11 protein-coding genes are annotated in these 16144 nt (G+C 57.7%); 6 read left to right on the forward strand and 5 right to left on the reverse strand.

Annotated elements, in window-relative coordinates; all coding sequences use genetic code 11:
- Nucleotides 1-2: 2 nt before the first annotated feature.
- The 3 genes from L977_RS08715 to katG all read left to right on the forward strand — a co-directional run bounded on the left by L977_RS08715 (nt 3) and on the right by katG (nt 5865).
- The gene (locus tag L977_RS08715; protein ID WP_023338878.1) at nt 3-2435 is read left to right on the forward strand and encodes a bifunctional aspartate kinase/homoserine dehydrogenase II; all 2433 of its coding nucleotides are present in this window, start codon (nt 3-5) and stop codon (nt 2433-2435) included.
- 213 nt (nt 2436-2648) lie between these two features.
- The gene (metF, locus tag L977_RS08720) at nt 2649-3536 is read left to right on the forward strand and encodes a methylenetetrahydrofolate reductase (protein WP_023331596.1); all 888 of its coding nucleotides are present in this window, start codon (nt 2649-2651) and stop codon (nt 3534-3536) included.
- A gap of 148 nt (nt 3537-3684) precedes the next feature.
- Entirely contained in the window at nt 3685-5865 is a 2181-nt protein-coding gene (gene katG, locus L977_RS08725) for a catalase/peroxidase HPI (RefSeq protein ID WP_047625601.1), read from the forward strand.
- A gap of 91 nt (nt 5866-5956) precedes the next feature.
- Here the strand turns inward: katG and gldA are convergent, their stop codons facing one another.
- The 5 genes from gldA to argE all read right to left on the reverse strand — a co-directional run bounded on the left by gldA (nt 5957) and on the right by argE (nt 12759).
- A complete protein-coding gene (gene gldA, locus L977_RS08730) occupies nt 5957-7060 on the reverse strand; it encodes a bifunctional L-1,2-propanediol dehydrogenase/glycerol dehydrogenase (RefSeq protein WP_014885694.1) in 1104 nt (367 codons plus the stop codon).
- 12 nt (nt 7061-7072) lie between these two features.
- Nucleotides 7073-7735, reverse strand: a complete 663-nt coding sequence (fsa, locus tag L977_RS08735; protein WP_047343697.1) for a fructose-6-phosphate aldolase — start codon at nt 7733-7735, stop codon at nt 7073-7075.
- A 128-nt stretch (nt 7736-7863) separates the two neighbouring features.
- On the reverse strand, nt 7864-8625 hold the full coding sequence (locus tag L977_RS08740) for an AraC family transcriptional regulator (RefSeq protein ID WP_047625602.1): 762 nt from the start codon (nt 8623-8625) through the stop codon (nt 7864-7866).
- A gap of 56 nt (nt 8626-8681) precedes the next feature.
- The gene (gene ppc / locus L977_RS08745; RefSeq protein ID WP_047625603.1) at nt 8682-11333 is read right to left on the reverse strand and encodes a phosphoenolpyruvate carboxylase; all 2652 of its coding nucleotides are present in this window, start codon (nt 11331-11333) and stop codon (nt 8682-8684) included.
- Nucleotides 11334-11607: 274 nt separating this feature from the next.
- On the reverse strand, nt 11608-12759 hold the full coding sequence (gene argE / locus L977_RS08750) for an acetylornithine deacetylase (RefSeq protein ID WP_047625604.1): 1152 nt from the start codon (nt 12757-12759) through the stop codon (nt 11608-11610).
- Between the two features lie 88 nt (nt 12760-12847).
- Between argE and argC the strand changes: the two genes are divergently transcribed.
- From argC to argH, 3 genes are all read left to right on the forward strand, one after another.
- Nucleotides 12848-13852, forward strand: a complete 1005-nt coding sequence (gene argC / locus L977_RS08755) for an N-acetyl-gamma-glutamyl-phosphate reductase (protein WP_047625605.1) — start codon at nt 12848-12850, stop codon at nt 13850-13852.
- Nucleotides 13853-13858: 6 nt separating this feature from the next.
- A complete protein-coding gene (gene argB, locus L977_RS08760; protein WP_086527814.1) occupies nt 13859-14635 on the forward strand; it encodes an acetylglutamate kinase in 777 nt (258 codons plus the stop codon).
- A gap of 77 nt (nt 14636-14712) precedes the next feature.
- Nucleotides 14713-16086 (forward strand): argininosuccinate lyase, encoded by a 1374-nt coding sequence (gene argH / locus L977_RS08765; protein ID WP_047625606.1) that lies wholly within the window; start codon nt 14713-14715, stop codon nt 16084-16086.
- The last annotated feature ends 58 nt before the right edge of the window (nt 16087-16144 follow it).

A 16144-nucleotide genomic window follows, 5' to 3' on the forward strand; every position in this document is an offset into this window, starting at 1 on the left:
TCATGAGTGTGATAGCGCAGGCAGGGGCGAAGGGTCGTCAGCTGCACAAGTTTGGTGGTAGTAGTCTTGCTGATGTGAAATGTTATCTGCGCGTTGCAGGGATCATGACGGAGTATTCACAGCCGGGTGACATGATGGTTGTCTCCGCGGCGGGCAGCACCACCAACCAGTTGATTAGCTGGCTGAAACTGAGCCAGACCGATCGCCTTTCTGCGCATCAGGTGCAACAGTCCTTACGCCGCTATCAGAGCGAACTGATTGCTGGCCTGCTGCCAGCGGACGTTGCCGACGGGCTGATCAGCGCTTTTACGCACGATCTTGAACGTCTGGCGGCCCTGCTGGACAGCGGGATCACCGACGCGGTGTATGCCGAAGTGGTGGGCCACGGTGAAGTGTGGTCTGCACGTCTGATGGCTGCCGTGCTGCAACATCTGGGTGTGGATGCCGCCTGGCTCGACGCCCGTGATTTCCTCCGCGCCGAACGCGCCGCACAGCCGCAGGTGGATGAAGGGTTATCCTATCCGCTGCTGCAACAGCTCCTGGTGCAGCATCCCGGCAAACGTATTGTTGTCACCGGTTTTATCAGCCGCAGCAACGCGGGCGAAACCGTGCTGCTGGGCCGTAACGGTTCTGACTATTCGGCAACGCAAATCGGTGCGCTGGCGGGCGTGTCCCGCGTGACCATCTGGAGCGATGTGGCCGGCGTTTACAGCGCGGACCCACGCAAGGTGAAAGATGCCTGCCTGCTGCCATTGCTGCGTCTGGACGAAGCCAGCGAGCTCGCTCGCCTGGCCGCGCCCGTGCTGCACGCGCGCACGTTGCAGCCGGTGTCCGGCAGCGATATAGACCTGCAGCTGCGTTGCAGCTATACCCCGGATCAAGGCTCTACGCGTATCGAGCGCGTGCTGGCGTCCGGTACCGGGGCGCGTATTGTCACCAGTCATGATGACATCTGTCTGATTGAGTTCCAGGTGCCCGCGGGTCAGGATTTCAAGCTGGCGCATAAAGATATCGACCTGGTGTTAAAGCGTGCCCAGGTGCGTCCGCTGGCCGTTGGCGTGCATAACGACCGCCAGCTGCTGCAGTTCTGCTATACCGCTGAAGTGGCGGACAGCGCCCTGAAGATTCTGGATGAAGCGGGCCTGCCGGGCGAGCTTCGCCTGCGTCAGGGGCTGGCGCTGGTGGCGATGGTGGGGGCGGGCGTCACCCGTAACCCGCTGCACTGCCACCGCTTCTGGCAGCAGCTGAAAGGCCAGCCGGTTGAATTTACCTGGCAGTCAGAAGAGGGCATCAGCCTGGTCGCCGTGCTGCGTAAAGGGCCAACCGAAAGCCTGATTCAGGGTCTGCACACCTCCCTGTTCCGCGCGGAAAAACGCATCGGCCTGGTGCTGTTTGGTAAAGGCAACATCGGTTCCCGCTGGCTGGAGCTGTTCGCCCGTGAGCAGGTGACGCTTTCGGCACGTACCGGGTTTGAATTCATTCTCGCAGGCGTGGTGGACAGCCGCCGCAGCCTGCTGAATTACGAAGGGCTGGACGCCAGCCGGGCGCTGGCCTTCTTTAACGATGAGGCCGTCGAGCAGGATGAAGAGTCGCTGTTCCTGTGGATGCGCGCGCACCCGTATGACGATCTGGTGGTGCTGGACGTCACCGCCAGCGAACAGCTTGCGGATCAGTACCTTGATTTCGCCAGCCACGGTTTCCACGTTATCAGTGCGAACAAGCTGGCGGGGGCGAGCAGCACCGATAAATACCGTCAGATCCACGACGCGTTTGAAAAAACAGGACGCCACTGGCTGTATAACGCGACCGTTGGGGCTGGCCTGCCGGTTAACCACACCGTGCGTGACCTGATTGAAAGCGGCGACAGCATTCTGGCGCTGAGCGGGATCTTCTCCGGCACGCTCTCCTGGCTGTTCCTGCAGTTTGACGGCACCGTACCGTTTACCGACCTGGTGGATCAGGCGTGGCAGCAGGGCTTAACCGAGCCTGACCCGCGTGTCGACCTCTCCGGTAAAGACGTGATGCGTAAGCTAGTGATTCTGGCGCGCGAAGCGGGTTACGACATCGAGCCGGATGCCGTTCGCGTCGAGTCCCTGGTGCCTGCTGGCTGTGAAGAAGGGTCTGTGGACCATTTCTTTGAAAATGGTGAAGAGCTTAACGAGCAGATGGTGCAGCGTCTGGAAGCGGCGAACGAGATGGGACTGGTGCTGCGCTATGTGGCGCGTTTTGAGGCCAACGGTAAAGCCCGTGTCGGCGTCGAGGCGGTGCGACCTGACCATCCGCTGGCGGCGCTGCTGCCGTGCGATAATGTCTTCGCGATCGAAAGCCGCTGGTACCGCGATAACCCGCTGGTGATCCGTGGCCCGGGCGCGGGGCGCGATGTCACCGCCGGAGCGATCCAGTCTGACATCAACCGTCTGGCTAAACTGCTGTAACGTCTACATTTCCCTCTCCCTGTGGGAGAGGGCATCGGACCGCGCTCACCCCATCATGAATTTCCTTCATCTTCCCTGAGCAAACCTCACCGTTATTGTTGATTATTTATGTTGACGTCCCTCCGCTTTTCCGTCATTTTTACATCTGGACGTCTAAACGTATAGAAGTTCACAATACAACAAACAATGACACGCGACAGATAGAGGTAAGGTATGAGCTTTTTTCACGCCAACCAGCGGGAAGCACTGAATCAGAGCCTGGCCGAAGTAAACGGCCAGATTAACGTCTCTTTTGAATTTTTCCCGCCGCGCACCAGTGAAATGGAGCAAACCCTGTGGAGCTCTATCGATCGCCTGAGCAGCCTGAAGCCAAAGTTTGTCTCCGTGACCTACGGTGCGAACTCCGGCGAGCGCGACCGTACGCACAGCATCATCAAAGGCATTAAAGACCGTACCGGTCTGGAAGCTGCGCCGCACCTCACCTGTATCGACGCCACCCGTGACGAGTTACGTGCCATTGCCCAGGACTACTGGAACAACGGTATCCGTCATATTGTCGCCCTGCGCGGCGATCTGCCGCCGGGAAGCGGTAAGCCGGAAATGTATGCCGCCGACCTGGTCGCGCTGCTGAAAGACGTGGCCGACTTTGATATCTCCGTCGCCGCGTATCCTGAAGTTCATCCGGAAGCGAAAAGCGCCCAGGCGGACCTGCTCAACCTGAAGCGTAAAGTGGATGCGGGTGCCAATCGCGCGATTACCCAGTTCTTCTTTGATGTGGAAAGCTACCTGCGTTTCCGTGACCGCTGCGTTTCCGCGGGCATCGACGTTGAAATAATCCCGGGGATCCTGCCGGTCTCTAACTTCAAACAGGCGAAGAAATTTGCTGATATGACCAACGTGCGCATTCCGCTGTGGATGTCCAAAATGTATGAAGGGCTGGACGATGACCCGGAGACCCGCAAGCTGGTGGGCGCTAACATCGCGATGGACATGGTGAAGATTTTAAGCCGCGAAGGGGTGAAGGATTTCCACTTCTACACGCTCAACCGCGCGGAAATGAGCTATGCCATCTGTCACACCCTGGGCGTTCGTCCGGCATAAAAAAACAGAAAGCCCTTATAAATTGAGGGCTTTTTAATCAAACAGATAGTTAAAAGGTATTAACTATCGAATCTGTGGATTATTTCAACTATATCTTATTGCTAGTGGTGTATATCGTAACGGTAACACTGTAAAAGGGAGCATAGCGATGAGCACGTCAGACGAGACCAATAACGCAGCATCAGCCGGCAAATGCCCGTTCCATCACGGCGGCGCCGATCACAGCGCGGGAGCAGGTACAAGCAGCCGTGACTGGTGGCCAAAGCAACTCCGCATTGACCTTCTTAACCAACATTCCAACCGTTCAAACCCGCTGGGTGAAGACTTCGACTACCGCAAAGAATTTAGCAAACTCGACTACTCTGCCCTCAAAGGCGATCTCAAGGCGCTTTTAACCGACTCTCAGCCGTGGTGGCCTGCTGACTGGGGCAGCTATGCTGGCCTGTTTATTCGCATGGCGTGGCACGGCGCGGGTACTTATCGCTCCGTTGATGGACGCGGCGGGGCAGGACGCGGCCAACAGCGTTTTGCACCGCTGAACTCCTGGCCCGATAACGTCAGTCTGGATAAAGCGCGCCGTCTGCTGTGGCCCATCAAGCAAAAATATGGGCAAAAAATTTCCTGGGCTGACCTGTTCATCCTGGCGGGGAACGTGGCGCTGGAAAACTCCGGTTTCCGCACCTTTGGTTTCGGTGCCGGTCGTGAAGACGTCTGGGAACCGGATCTGGACGTGAACTGGGGCGATGAAAAAGCCTGGCTGACCCACCGCGACCCGGAAGCGCTGGCGAAGCGTCCTCTGGCCGCAACCGAAATGGGCCTGATCTACGTTAACCCGGAAGGGCCAAACGCCAGTGGTGAACCACTGTCCGCGGCGGCAGCCATCCGCGCGACCTTTGGCAATATGGGCATGAACGACGAAGAGACCGTGGCGCTGATCGCCGGTGGTCATACGCTCGGTAAAACCCATGGCGCAGGTGAAGCCGCACATGTGGGCACCGACCCTGAAGCCTCACCGATTGAAGCGCAGGGCCTGGGCTGGGCGAGTACGCACGGTACAGGCGTTGGTGCAGATGCCATTACGTCCGGTCTGGAAGTTATCTGGTCACAAACACCGACCCAGTGGAGCAACTACTTCTTCGAGAACCTGTTCAAATATGAGTGGATCCAGACCCGCAGCCCGGCAGGTGCCATTCAGTTTGAAGCCGTGGATGCGCCAGAAATTATGCCGGACCCGTTCGACCCGTCGAAAAAACGCAAACCAACGATGCTGGTCACCGACCTGACGCTGCGTTTTGATCCGGAATTCGAGAAAATTTCTCGCCGCTTCCTGAACGATCCGCAGGCTTTCAACGAAGCCTTTGCGCGCGCGTGGTTCAAACTGACTCACCGCGATATGGGCCCAAAAGCGCGGTACATTGGTCCGGAAGTGCCGAAAGAAGATCTGATCTGGCAGGATCCGCTGCCTCAGCCGGTGTTCAATCCTTCGAAAGAAGACATTGAAAGCCTGAAAGCGGAAATCATTGCCTCGGGTCTCTCCGTGAGTGAGCTGGTTTCCGTTGCCTGGGCGTCTGCGTCGACCTTCCGCGGTGGCGACAAGCGTGGCGGCGCCAACGGTGCGCGTCTGGCGCTTGCGCCTCAGCGCGACTGGGATGTTAACGCCGCTGCCGTACGTGCATTACCGGCTCTGGAAGCCATCCAGCGCACCACCAATAAAGCCTCCCTGGCCGATATCATCGTGCTGGCGGGCGTGGTAGGCGTTGAGCAGGCGGCGAAAGCGGCAGGCGTTTACGTTACCGTACCGTTCACGCCGGGTCGCGTGGATGCGCGCCAGGACCAGACGGATATCGAGATGTTTAACCTGCTCGAGCCGATTGCCGATGGCTTCCGCAACTACCGTGCGCAGGTGGATACGTCAACCACCGAATCACTGCTGATCGACAAAGCGCAGCAGCTGACGCTGACCGCACCCGAACTGACGGTTTTGGTCGGCGGTCTGCGCGTACTCGGGGCAAACTTCGATGGCAGCAAGAATGGCGTGTTCACCGACCGTGAGGGCGTGCTGAGCAATGACTTCTTCGTGAACCTGCTGGATATGAATACCCAGTGGAAGGCGACCGACGACTCAAACGAGCTGTTTGCCGGTAGCGATCGCGCCAGTGGCGAAGTGAAATACACCGCGACCCGCGCGGACCTGGTGTTTGGTTCAAACGCCGTCCTGCGCGCGCTGGCTGAAGTCTACGCCAGCAGCGATGCACACGAGAAGTTTGTGCGTGATTTTGTTGCCGCCTGGGCGAGAGTGATGGATTTGGATCGGTTTGACGTGAAGTAACCAGTGTGCCGGGTGGCGGCCACGCCTTACCCGGCTTGCAAAAGCATGTCATTCGTAGGCCGGGTAAGCGTAGCGCCGCCCGGCTTTTTTATTACTCCCACTCCTGCAGGAACCGCTGTCCATACTGGTCAGCCACCAGCAGCGCCGCATACACCTGATCTGGCGTTACTCCGCCCGGCATGTTGTGAATAGTTTCCCCTTCTGCACAGGACGCTTCTGCGATCAGCCGCATTTTGGCCGGAATATCCTCTTTAATATTCAGCTGCGCCAGCGTGATCGGCAGTCCCACGCTGTGGCAAAGCGCCGCGACGGTCTCTATTTCTTCTACCGGCGCATTTTCGAGCACCAGCTGCGTCAGCGTACCAAACGCTACTTTTTCACCGTGATAGAAGTGATGCGCATCCGGCACCGCCGTCATACCGTTGTGAATCGCATGTGCCGCAGCCAGTCCACCGCTTTCAAAACCTACGCCGCTGAGATAGGTGTTGGCTTCGATAATGCGCTCCAGCGCAGGCGTTACGACATGCTGTTCCGCCGCCAGCATGGCTTTCTCACCCTCTTCAAGCAGCGTGTTGTAACACAGCTCCGCCAGCGCGAGTGCCGCCTGCGTGCATTTACCGCCCGCCATCGTCGTGGCACCGCTACGCGAGCAGGCGCGCGCTTCAAACCAGGTCGCAAGCGCATCGCCAATCCCCGCGGCAAGCAGACGAGCCGGCGCACCCGCGACGACTTTGGTATCCACAATCACCATGTTCGGGTTGTGCGGCAGCATCAGGTAGCGATCGAACTCGCCGCTGTCGGTATAGATTACGGAAAGTGCGCTGCACGGTGCATCGGTGGAGGCAATGGTCGGGGCAATCGCAACCGGCACGTCCATAAAGTGTGCCAGCGCTTTGGCGGTGTCCAGCGTCTTCCCGCCGCCGATACCCAGCACGGCCAGACAGTCGGCGCTATCGGCCAGTTTTTTCAGACGATCGATTTCATTTTGTGAACATTCGCCACCAAACGGTGCGATTTCTGCATGCAGCTCTGCGTTTTTAAAGCTCTGGCGCAAGGTTTCTTCAGCAAAACCCAGCACAAATTTATCGCCGACAACCAGCCAACGCGTTGCCAGCGGTTTTAGGTAGTCGCCGAGACGGGTAAGCACATCAGCGCCCTGGATATATTTTCCGGGCGATTGAATGATACGGTCCATAACATTTCTCCCTTAGAGGTTGAGGTTACCAAACGCGTTTTTCCAGTCCTGCTCGAACTTCTCTATGGCTGACTCTACCGCCGGCGTGCCGAGCATTTGTTGCGCTACATCTAAAGGAAGCGTGATTGCGTCGCATCCGGCCAGCAGGCAGTCCAGCGCCTGACGTGGCGTTTTGAAGCTGGCGGCCAGCACCTTGCTCTCAGGGGCATGCATTTCCAGAAGAGACTGCAGCTCCTGGACCATGCGGATACCATCACCGCCCTGGGCGTCGACGCGGTTCACATACGGTGCGACATACGACGCGCCCGCCAGTGCAGCCAGCAGACCCTGTGCGGCGCTGTATACGGCCGTCCCGAGTGTAGTGATCCCCTCGTTTTTCAATGCCTTAATCGCTACAAGTCCTTCTGCCGTTACAGGGATTTTCACCACGATATCCGGCAGGGCATTACTGAGACGTTTGGCTTCCGCTACCATTTCCCCAGCGTCACGGCTCATGGTCTGGGCAAACAGAGTGCCCCGGGGACCGATGGCTTTTTGCAGGCGCGGCAGCACGCTCCAGATGGACTCCCGGCTGGCGGCAATAATGCTCGGGTTAGTGGTCACACCCGCGATCGGGAATACCCGCGCCAGACGCTCAACTTCCGCCACGTTGGCGGTGTCCAGGTACAGTTCCATTATTTTTCCTTAAGTCAGAAAGGTTGAATAAAGGATAAGGCGCGGCAGAGTACGGCGGATACAGGTCAATTTTGCCAAATACTGGACAAATGTAATGTCCTTAGTGAAGTGAGAGAACGATCACAATGCTATTTTTTGGCAATCAGCTGGCTGTGATACTGACGACGATATTCGGAAGGGGAGCGCTCGGTGTGCTTACGAAAGAGACGGCAAAAGTAGTTGCTGTCGGTAAATCCGCAGCGTGCGGCGATATCTTTAATTTTGAGGTCATAGCCTTTCAGCAGCTGGCGGGCGTGTTCCAGACGGGTCTGCGTCAGGTATTCATTGAACCCGACGTTCCCGGTCTTCTGAAAAAGGTGAGAGAGATAGTTAGGGGAAATATAAAATGCCCCGGCAACGGAATCCCGGGTCAGCGCCGAGGCATGGTTTTCATCAATAAAGCGACGAACGGCTTCGAATAATGCGCGGCTGCGGCTATCAGTGTGGATATCACTGCCAAGCAGATCGCGGCAGTGGCTGAGCAGACTTAATATCACCAGCCTGGCCGTGTCCTGCTCAGTTGGCTGCATCTGCAGCTCATTGAGCGTTTGCAGGAGAAACGCGCCCGTCCGGGGTCCTCTTCTGGCAATCTGCTGCTGTTGTATAAGAGCGTTGCCCCGGTAGAACTGAAGCGCCAGCTGCTGTTTGCCGAAGCTTATTCTGAGCGAGTTTGAAGAATGCAGCGGGACGTTCCCGGATGCGGAAAAGAAGGCTTCGCAGCGGGTTTCCAGGATAACTGAGAGACAAGGTGATGTGCGGTTATTCTCGGCAGGCGTGACAAAGTGCACTTGATCCATGGGGAATGCGCCTTTAATCAGAGCCGTGAGGATGTGCGTAATATCGTGAAACATGTTTTGGATACCGGGGTATTGCCGGGTGGGCGCAAGCACCCCCCCGGCATAGCGGATTAGCCCGTGTTACGCATACCCGCCGCAACGCCCGCAATCGTCACCATCAGCGCCTGCTCAACGCGAGGATCCGGCTCTTTGCCTTCTTCTTCCGCCAGACGAGAACGGTGCAGCAGCTCTGCCTGCAGGACGTTCAGCGGGTCGGTGTAGATGTTACGCAGCTGGATAGACTCGGCGATCCACGGCAGGTCCGCCATCAGGTGTGAGTCGTTGGCGATATCCAGCACCACTTTGATGTCGCCTTCCAGCAGTTCGCGCAGCTCTTTACCCAGCGCCCACAGCTCAGGCTTAACCAGACGCTGATCGTAGTATTCCGCCAGCCACAGGTCAGCTTTCGAGAAGACCATCTCCAGCATACCCAGACGGGTAGAGAAGAATGGCCAGTCGCGGCACATGGTTTCCAGTTCGTTCTGTTTACCGTCTTCCACCACTTTCTGCAGCGCGGCACCGGCACCCAGCCAGGCAGGCAGCATCAAACGGTTCTGCGTCCAGGCGAAAATCCATGGAATCGCGCGCAGTGACTCTACGCCGCCGGTCGGGCGACGCTTCGCCGGACGCGAGCCCAGCGGCAGTTTACCCAGTTCCTGCTCAGGTGTTGCCGAGCGGAAGTAAGGCACAAAATCTTTGTTTTCACGCACGTAGCCACGGTAAAGATCGCAGGAGATCGCCGACAGTTCGTCCATGATATGGCACCAGGACGCTTTCGGCTCCGGCGGTGGCAGCAGGTTTGCTTCCAGAATGGCGCTGGTATAAAGCGACAGACTGCTGATGGTCACTTCCGGCAGGCCGTATTTGAAGCGGATCATCTCACCTTGCTCGGTCACGCGCAGGCCGCCTTTCAGGCTGCCTGGCGGCTGCGACAGCAGTGCCGCGTGTGCAGGCGCGCCGCCTCGGCCGATTGAGCCACCGCGTCCGTGGAACAGCGTCAGCTCAATACCGGCTTTCTCGCAGGTTTTAATCAGTGCATCCTGCGCCTGATACTGCGCCCAGGATGCCGCCATCACGCCCGCATCTTTGGCGGAGTCGGAATAGCCAATCATCACCATCTGCTTGCCCTGAATAAAGCCGCGATACCAGTCGATGTTCAGCAACTGGGTCATCACGTCATTGGCGTTGTTCAGGTCATCGAGGGTTTCAAACAGCGGCGCCACCGGCAGGGCATAGTCGATGCCCGCTTCTTTGAGAAGCAGATGAACGGCCAGCACGTCGGACGGGGTCTTCGCCATGGAGATCACATAGGCGGCCACCGATCCTTTCGGTGCGTCCACGATCGCTTTACAGGTGTTGAGCACCTCGCGGGTTTCGTTGCTTGGCTCCCAGTTGCGCGGCAACAGAGGGCGCTTGGAGTTCAGTTCGCGGATCAGGAATGCCTGTTTGTCGGCTTCGGACCAGCTTTCATAGTCGCCGATGCCGAGATAGCGGGTCAGTTCACCCAGCGCTTCGGTATGGCGGGTACTTTCCTGACGTACGTCGATACGCACCAGCGGCACGCCGAAACATTTCACGCGGCGCAGGGTGTCGAGCAGTTCGCCGTTAGCGATGATGCCCATCCCGCAGGCCTGGAGTGATTTATAACAGGCGTACAGCGGTTCCCAGAGCTGTTCGTTCTGGCTGAGCAGGCCTTCCGGCTTCGGCAGACGCTGGCCTTTCAGGCGCGCTTCCAGCCAGGCCTGAGTCGCCATCAGCTGACCGCGCAGTTTTTTCATCAGGAAACGGTACGGCTCGCTGGCACCTTCTTCACCGGCCAGCGCGCGCAGTTCCGGCGTCGCTTCGACCATTGACAGTTCGGAAATCAGCACCTGAATATCTTTCAGGAACAAATCGGTCGCTTTCCAGCGGCTCAGCAACAGAACGTGACGGGTGATTTCCGCAGTGACGTTCGGGTTGCCGTCGCGGTCGCCGCCCATCCAGGAGGTGAAGCGTACCGGCACAAAGTCGACCGGCAGGCGGTAGCCGAGGTTCTCTTCCAGCTGTTCGTTCAGCTCGCGCAGGTAGTTCGGCACCCCTTCCCACAGGCTGTTTTCCACCACCGCAAAGCCCCATTTGGCTTCGTCGACCGGGCTGGGGCGTTGCTTACGAATTTCGTCGGTGTGCCAGGACTGAGCAATCAGCTGGCGCAGACGGCGCATCAGCTGGTTGCGTTCATAGCCGGCGATGTCTTTGTTATCCAGCTGCTTGAGGCAGTTGTTCACTTCCACCATTTTGTGGATCAGGGTACGACGGGTGATCTCGGTTGGGTGAGCGGTCAGAACCAGCTCCAGCGAGAGAGACTCCACCGCTTTTTTGATGGTGGCTTCGGTGAGATCGGGCTGGTCTTTCAGTTTACGCAGCGTACGGGCAATCACTTCCGGGTTGCTGGCAGCTTCGCCATTAGGCGAAATGCTGTGGTATTGCTCAGCGGTGTTGGCCAGGTTCAGGAACTGGCTGAAGGCACGGGCAACGGGCAGCAGCTCATCGTTGGAGAGGTTCTGCAAGGTGGTGAGCAGTTCCTGACGGCTGGCCTCGTTACCGGCACGGGAAGATTTAGACAGCTTGCGGATGGTTTCAACGCGTTCGAGGATGTTTTCCCCCAACGCATCTTTGATGGTATCTCCAAGCACTTTGCCGAGCATACTGACATTACTACGCAACGCGGAATATTGTTCGTTCATAAAAACCCAGTCACCCCATCATTTTTGTTTATGCCCATGCGAAAATCTGCTGGACAATATTTTGTCATCTCCCTTTATAAAGCCACGTAAAACCCCCGTCGTCAATTGCTGCGAAAACGGTTCAGCAAACGAATAAATGCGGGCAATTTACGAAATTTAATTCGCATTGCGTCAGATAAGAGATGCTTATGGGAATGTGACGGAGATCGCGGGATTTACTCCCCTCACCCTGCCCTCTCCCCAAAGGGGAGAGGGGTAGGGTGAGGGGCAGTTTTTAATGCCAGCAGAAGTGGTGCACAACCTGGGTAATCAACTCGCGAGTGGGCTTGATGAAGCGGGTTTCCAGATACTCATCCGGCTGGTGCGCCTGGTTAATGGAGCCAGGGCCAAGGACCAGCGTCGGACACAGCGTCTGAATGAACGGCGCTTCGGTGCAGTAGTTCACCACGTCGGTTTTTTCACCAAGCAGTTTTTCCACCACTTCAACCAGCTGGTGATCCGGAGGGCACTCATAACCCGGGATCGGCGGATGCAGTTCGGAGACCGTCAGGCGGCCCGGCCAGCGCTCGCTCACCGGGGCCAGTGCTTCATTCAGCAAGCCGTCGAGATCGCTCAGCGTCATACCTGGCAGCGGGCGGATATCCATATGCAGTTCGCAGCAGGCGCAGATACGGTTGGAGGCATCGCCGCCGTGCAGGCTGCCGAGGTTTAGGGTCGGATACGGCACGGTGAACGCGTCATAGTGATAACGTTCTTTCAGCGAGTCGCGCAGGGTCATGATACGGCCGATGGCGTCATGCATCAGCTCAATCGCATTTACGCCGCGCGCCGGATCGCTGGAATGACCGGACTGGCCCAGCACGCGCACGGCCGTCGAGATATGACCTTTGTGCGCGCGAATCGGTTGCAGTGACGTCGGCTCGCCGATAATGGCGCAATCCGGGCGAATCGACGTGTTTTCAGAGAAGTAGCGCGCGCCCGCCATGCTGGTCTCTTCGTCGGCGGTCGCCAGAATGTAGAGCGGCTTTTTCAGTTTTGTCACGTCCACTTCACGCAGCGCGTCGAGGATAAAGGCGAAGAAGCCTTTCATGTCGGCGGTGCCGAGACCATAGAGTTTGTTGTCGTGCTCGGTCAGGGTGAACGGATCGCGGGTCCAGCGGCCATCGTCAAACGGCACGGTGTCGGTATGACCGGCAAGCAGCAGGCCGCCCGCACCGGTTCCGGTGCTGGCCAGCAGGTTAAATTTATGACGGGTTCCGGGAACGGGCTGTACCTCAACGTTAAACCCAAGATCGCTAAACCAACCCGCCAGCAGATTGATTAAAGACTCATTGCTTTGATCCAGCGCTTCTTCCGTTGCACTGATGGACGGTGTGGCAATCAGGGCGCGGTAGATCTCGATAAATGGCGGTAAGTTCATTTTCATTGTTGACACACCTTAGGTCGTGATAGTATCAATATTCATGCAATAAATGTGAATAAAAATACATTAACGTTGAGCATAAAGGAACCCGATGTTGAATACGCTGATTGTAGGCGCTAGCGGTTATGCGGGCGCAGAGCTTGTAAGCTACGTGAATCGCCATCCACATATGACCATAACCGCTTTGACCGTGTCAGCGCAAAGCAATGATGCAGGAAAGTTAATTTCCGATTTGCATCCGTGGCTTAAGGGCATTGTCGATCTGCCGCTGCAGCCGATGTCTGACATCAGTGAGTTCACCGACGGCGTTGACGTGGTGTTTTTAGCCACTGCGCACGAAGTCAGTCATGACCTGGCACCGCAGTTCCTGGCAGCCGGCTGCGTGGTGTTCGATCTCTCCGGCGCGTTCCGCGTTAACGACGGCGCGTTCTACGAAAAATATTACGGTTTCACCCATCAGCACCCCGATCTGCTTGAAAAAGCGGTTTACGGCCTGGCGGAGTGGAGCACAGACAAACTGAAAGAAGCGGATCTGATTGCCGTGCCGGGCTGCTACCCGACGGCGGCGCAACTTTCCCTGAAACCGCTGATCGACGCAGGTCTGCTGGATCTGAACCAGTGGCCGGTGATCAACGCCACCAGCGGCGTGAGCGGAGCAGGGCGCAAAGCGGCGATCTCTAATAGCTTCTGCGAAGTGAGCCTTCAGCCGTATGGCGTGTTTAATCACCGCCATCACCCTGAAATCACGACGCATCTGGGTACGGACGTCATTTTCACGCCGCATCTGGGCAGCTTCCCGCGCGGCATCCTCGAAACCATCACCTGCCGCCTGAAACCGGGAGTGACCAAAGAGCAGGTGAGCGAGGTCTTCACGCAGGCGTATGCGGATAAACCGCTGGTGCGTCTGTATGACAAAGGCGTGCCGGCGCTGAAAAACGTGGTCGGGCTGCCGTTCTGCGACATCGGCTTTGCCGTACAGGGCGAGCACCTGATTGTGGTCGCTGCAGAAGATAACTTACTCAAAGGCGCTGCCGCACAGGCAATGCAGTGTGCAAATATTCGTTTCGGCTTCCCTGAAACGCAGGCTCTTATTTAAGGTGTGATGATGAACCCATTAATTATCAAACTCGGTGGTGTACTGCTGGACAGCGAAGAAGCGCTGGAGCGTCTGTTTACCGCGCTGGTGAACTATCGTGAATCACACCAACGTCCGCTGGTGATTGTGCACGGCGGCGGCTGCGTGGTAGATGAGCTGATGAAAGGGCTCAACCTGCCGGTGAAAAAGAAAAACGGCCTGCGCGTCACGCCCGCTGACCAGATTGACATCATTACCGGCGCGCTGGCGGGAACGGCGAACAAAACGCTGCTGGCATGGGCGAAGAAACATCATATTGCCTCCGTTGGCCTCTGTCTGGGGGATGGCGACAGCGTAAAAGTGACCCAGCTCGATGAAGAGCTCGGCCACGTTGGACTGGCGCAGCCGGGTTCGCCTAAGCTGATTAACACGCTGCTGGAAGGTGGTTTCCTGCCAGTGGTGAGCTCTATCGGCGTGACCGAAGAGGGCGAGCTAATGAACGTTAACGCGGATCAGGCGGCAACGGCTCTGGCGGCTACGCTGGGCGCAGACCTGATCCTGCTTTCCGACGTGAGCGGCATTCTGGACGGCAAAGGCCAGCGCATCGCGGAAATGACCGCGGCCAAAGCCGAACAGCTGATCGCGCAGGGCATCATTACTGACGGCATGATCGTCAAAGTGAACGCCGCGCTGGATGCCGCTCGCACGCTGGGTCGCCCGGTGGATATCGCCTCCTGGCGTCACGCGGAACAACTGCCGGCGCTGTTTAACGGAACGCCGATTGGCACGCGTATTTTAGCGTAATCGATTTAATGTTTTGTAGGCCCGGTAAGCGCAGCGCCACCGGGCAATGAAATTCAAAGATATTAAGGAAGCATGTTATGGCACTTTGGGGTGGGCGTTTTACACAGGCAGCGGATCAGCGGTTCAAACAGTTCAATGACTCTTTGCGCTTCGACTACCGCCTGGCCGAACAGGATATTGTCGGCTCTGTGGCCTGGTCCAAAGCGCTGGTGACCGTTGGCGTGCTGACCGCAGAGGAGCAGCTACAACTGGAAGAGGCGCTGAATAACCTTCTGGAAGAGGTGCGTCTGGATCCGCAGCAAATCCTGCAGAGCGATGCCGAAGATATTCACAGCTGGGTGGAAGGCAAACTTATCGACAAAGTCGGTCAGTTGGGTAAAAAGCTACACACCGGCCGGAGCCGTAACGACCAGGTTGCGACCGACCTGAAGCTGTGGTGTAAAGAGACCGTTGGCGAGCTGCTGGCAGCTAACCGTCAGCTGCAGAGCGCGCTGGTAGAGACCGCGCAGAACAACCAGGAAGCCGTGATGCCGGGCTATACCCACCTGCAGCGCGCGCAGCCGGTGACCTTTGCCCACTGGTGTCTGGCCTATGTTGAGATGCTGGCGCGTGACGAAAGCCGTCTGCAGGACACCCTGAAACGTCTGGATGTCAGTCCACTGGGTAGCGGCGCGCTGGCTGGTACAGCGTATGAAATCGACCGTGAACAGCTCGCAGGCTGGCTGGGCTTTGCGTCCGCCACCCGTAACAGCCTGGACAGCGTCTCTGACCGTGACCATGTACTGGAGCTGCTCTCCAATGCGTCTATCGGGATGGTGCATCTGTCGCGCTTTGCCGAAGACCTGATCTTCTTTAACTCCGGTGAAGCCGGTTTTGTGGAGCTGTCCGACCGCGTGACCTCAGGCTCTTCCCTGATGCCGCAGAAGAAAAACCCGGACGCGCTGGAGCTGATTCGCGGCAAGTGTGGCCGTGTGCAGGGCGCACTGACCGGTATGATGATGACCCTGAAAGGGCTGCCACTGGCGTACAACAAAGATATGCAGGAAGACAAAGAAGGGCTGTTCGACGCGCTCGACACCTGGCTGGATTGTCTGCATATGGGCGCCCTGGTGCTGGATGGCATTCAGGTGAAACGTCCGCGCTGCCAGGAAGCGGCGCAGCAGGGGTATGCCAACTCCACCGAGCTGGCGGATTATCTGGTCGCGAAGGGCGTACCGTTCCGTGAAGCGCACCATATTGTGGGCGAAGCGGTGGTGGAGGCGATTCGTCAGGGTAAACCGCTGGAAGACCTGGCGCTTGCTGACCTGCAGAAGTTCAGTGCGGTTATCGGGGAGGATGTCTATCCGATTCTGGCGCTGCAATCCTGCCTGGATAAGCGTGCCGCGAAAGGCGGCGTGTCGCCGAAGCAGGTCGCGCAGGCGATTACGGATGCGAAAAACCGGTTGGTTTGATTTGGTTTGAATAGTGCGGGCTGGTGCCCTCACCCCGGCCCTCTCCCACGGGGAGAGG

It is taken from the genome of Enterobacter sp. ZOR0014 (assembly GCF_000798855.1).
Taxonomy (GTDB): Bacteria; Pseudomonadota; Gammaproteobacteria; order Enterobacterales; family Enterobacteriaceae; genus Enterobacter; species Enterobacter kobei.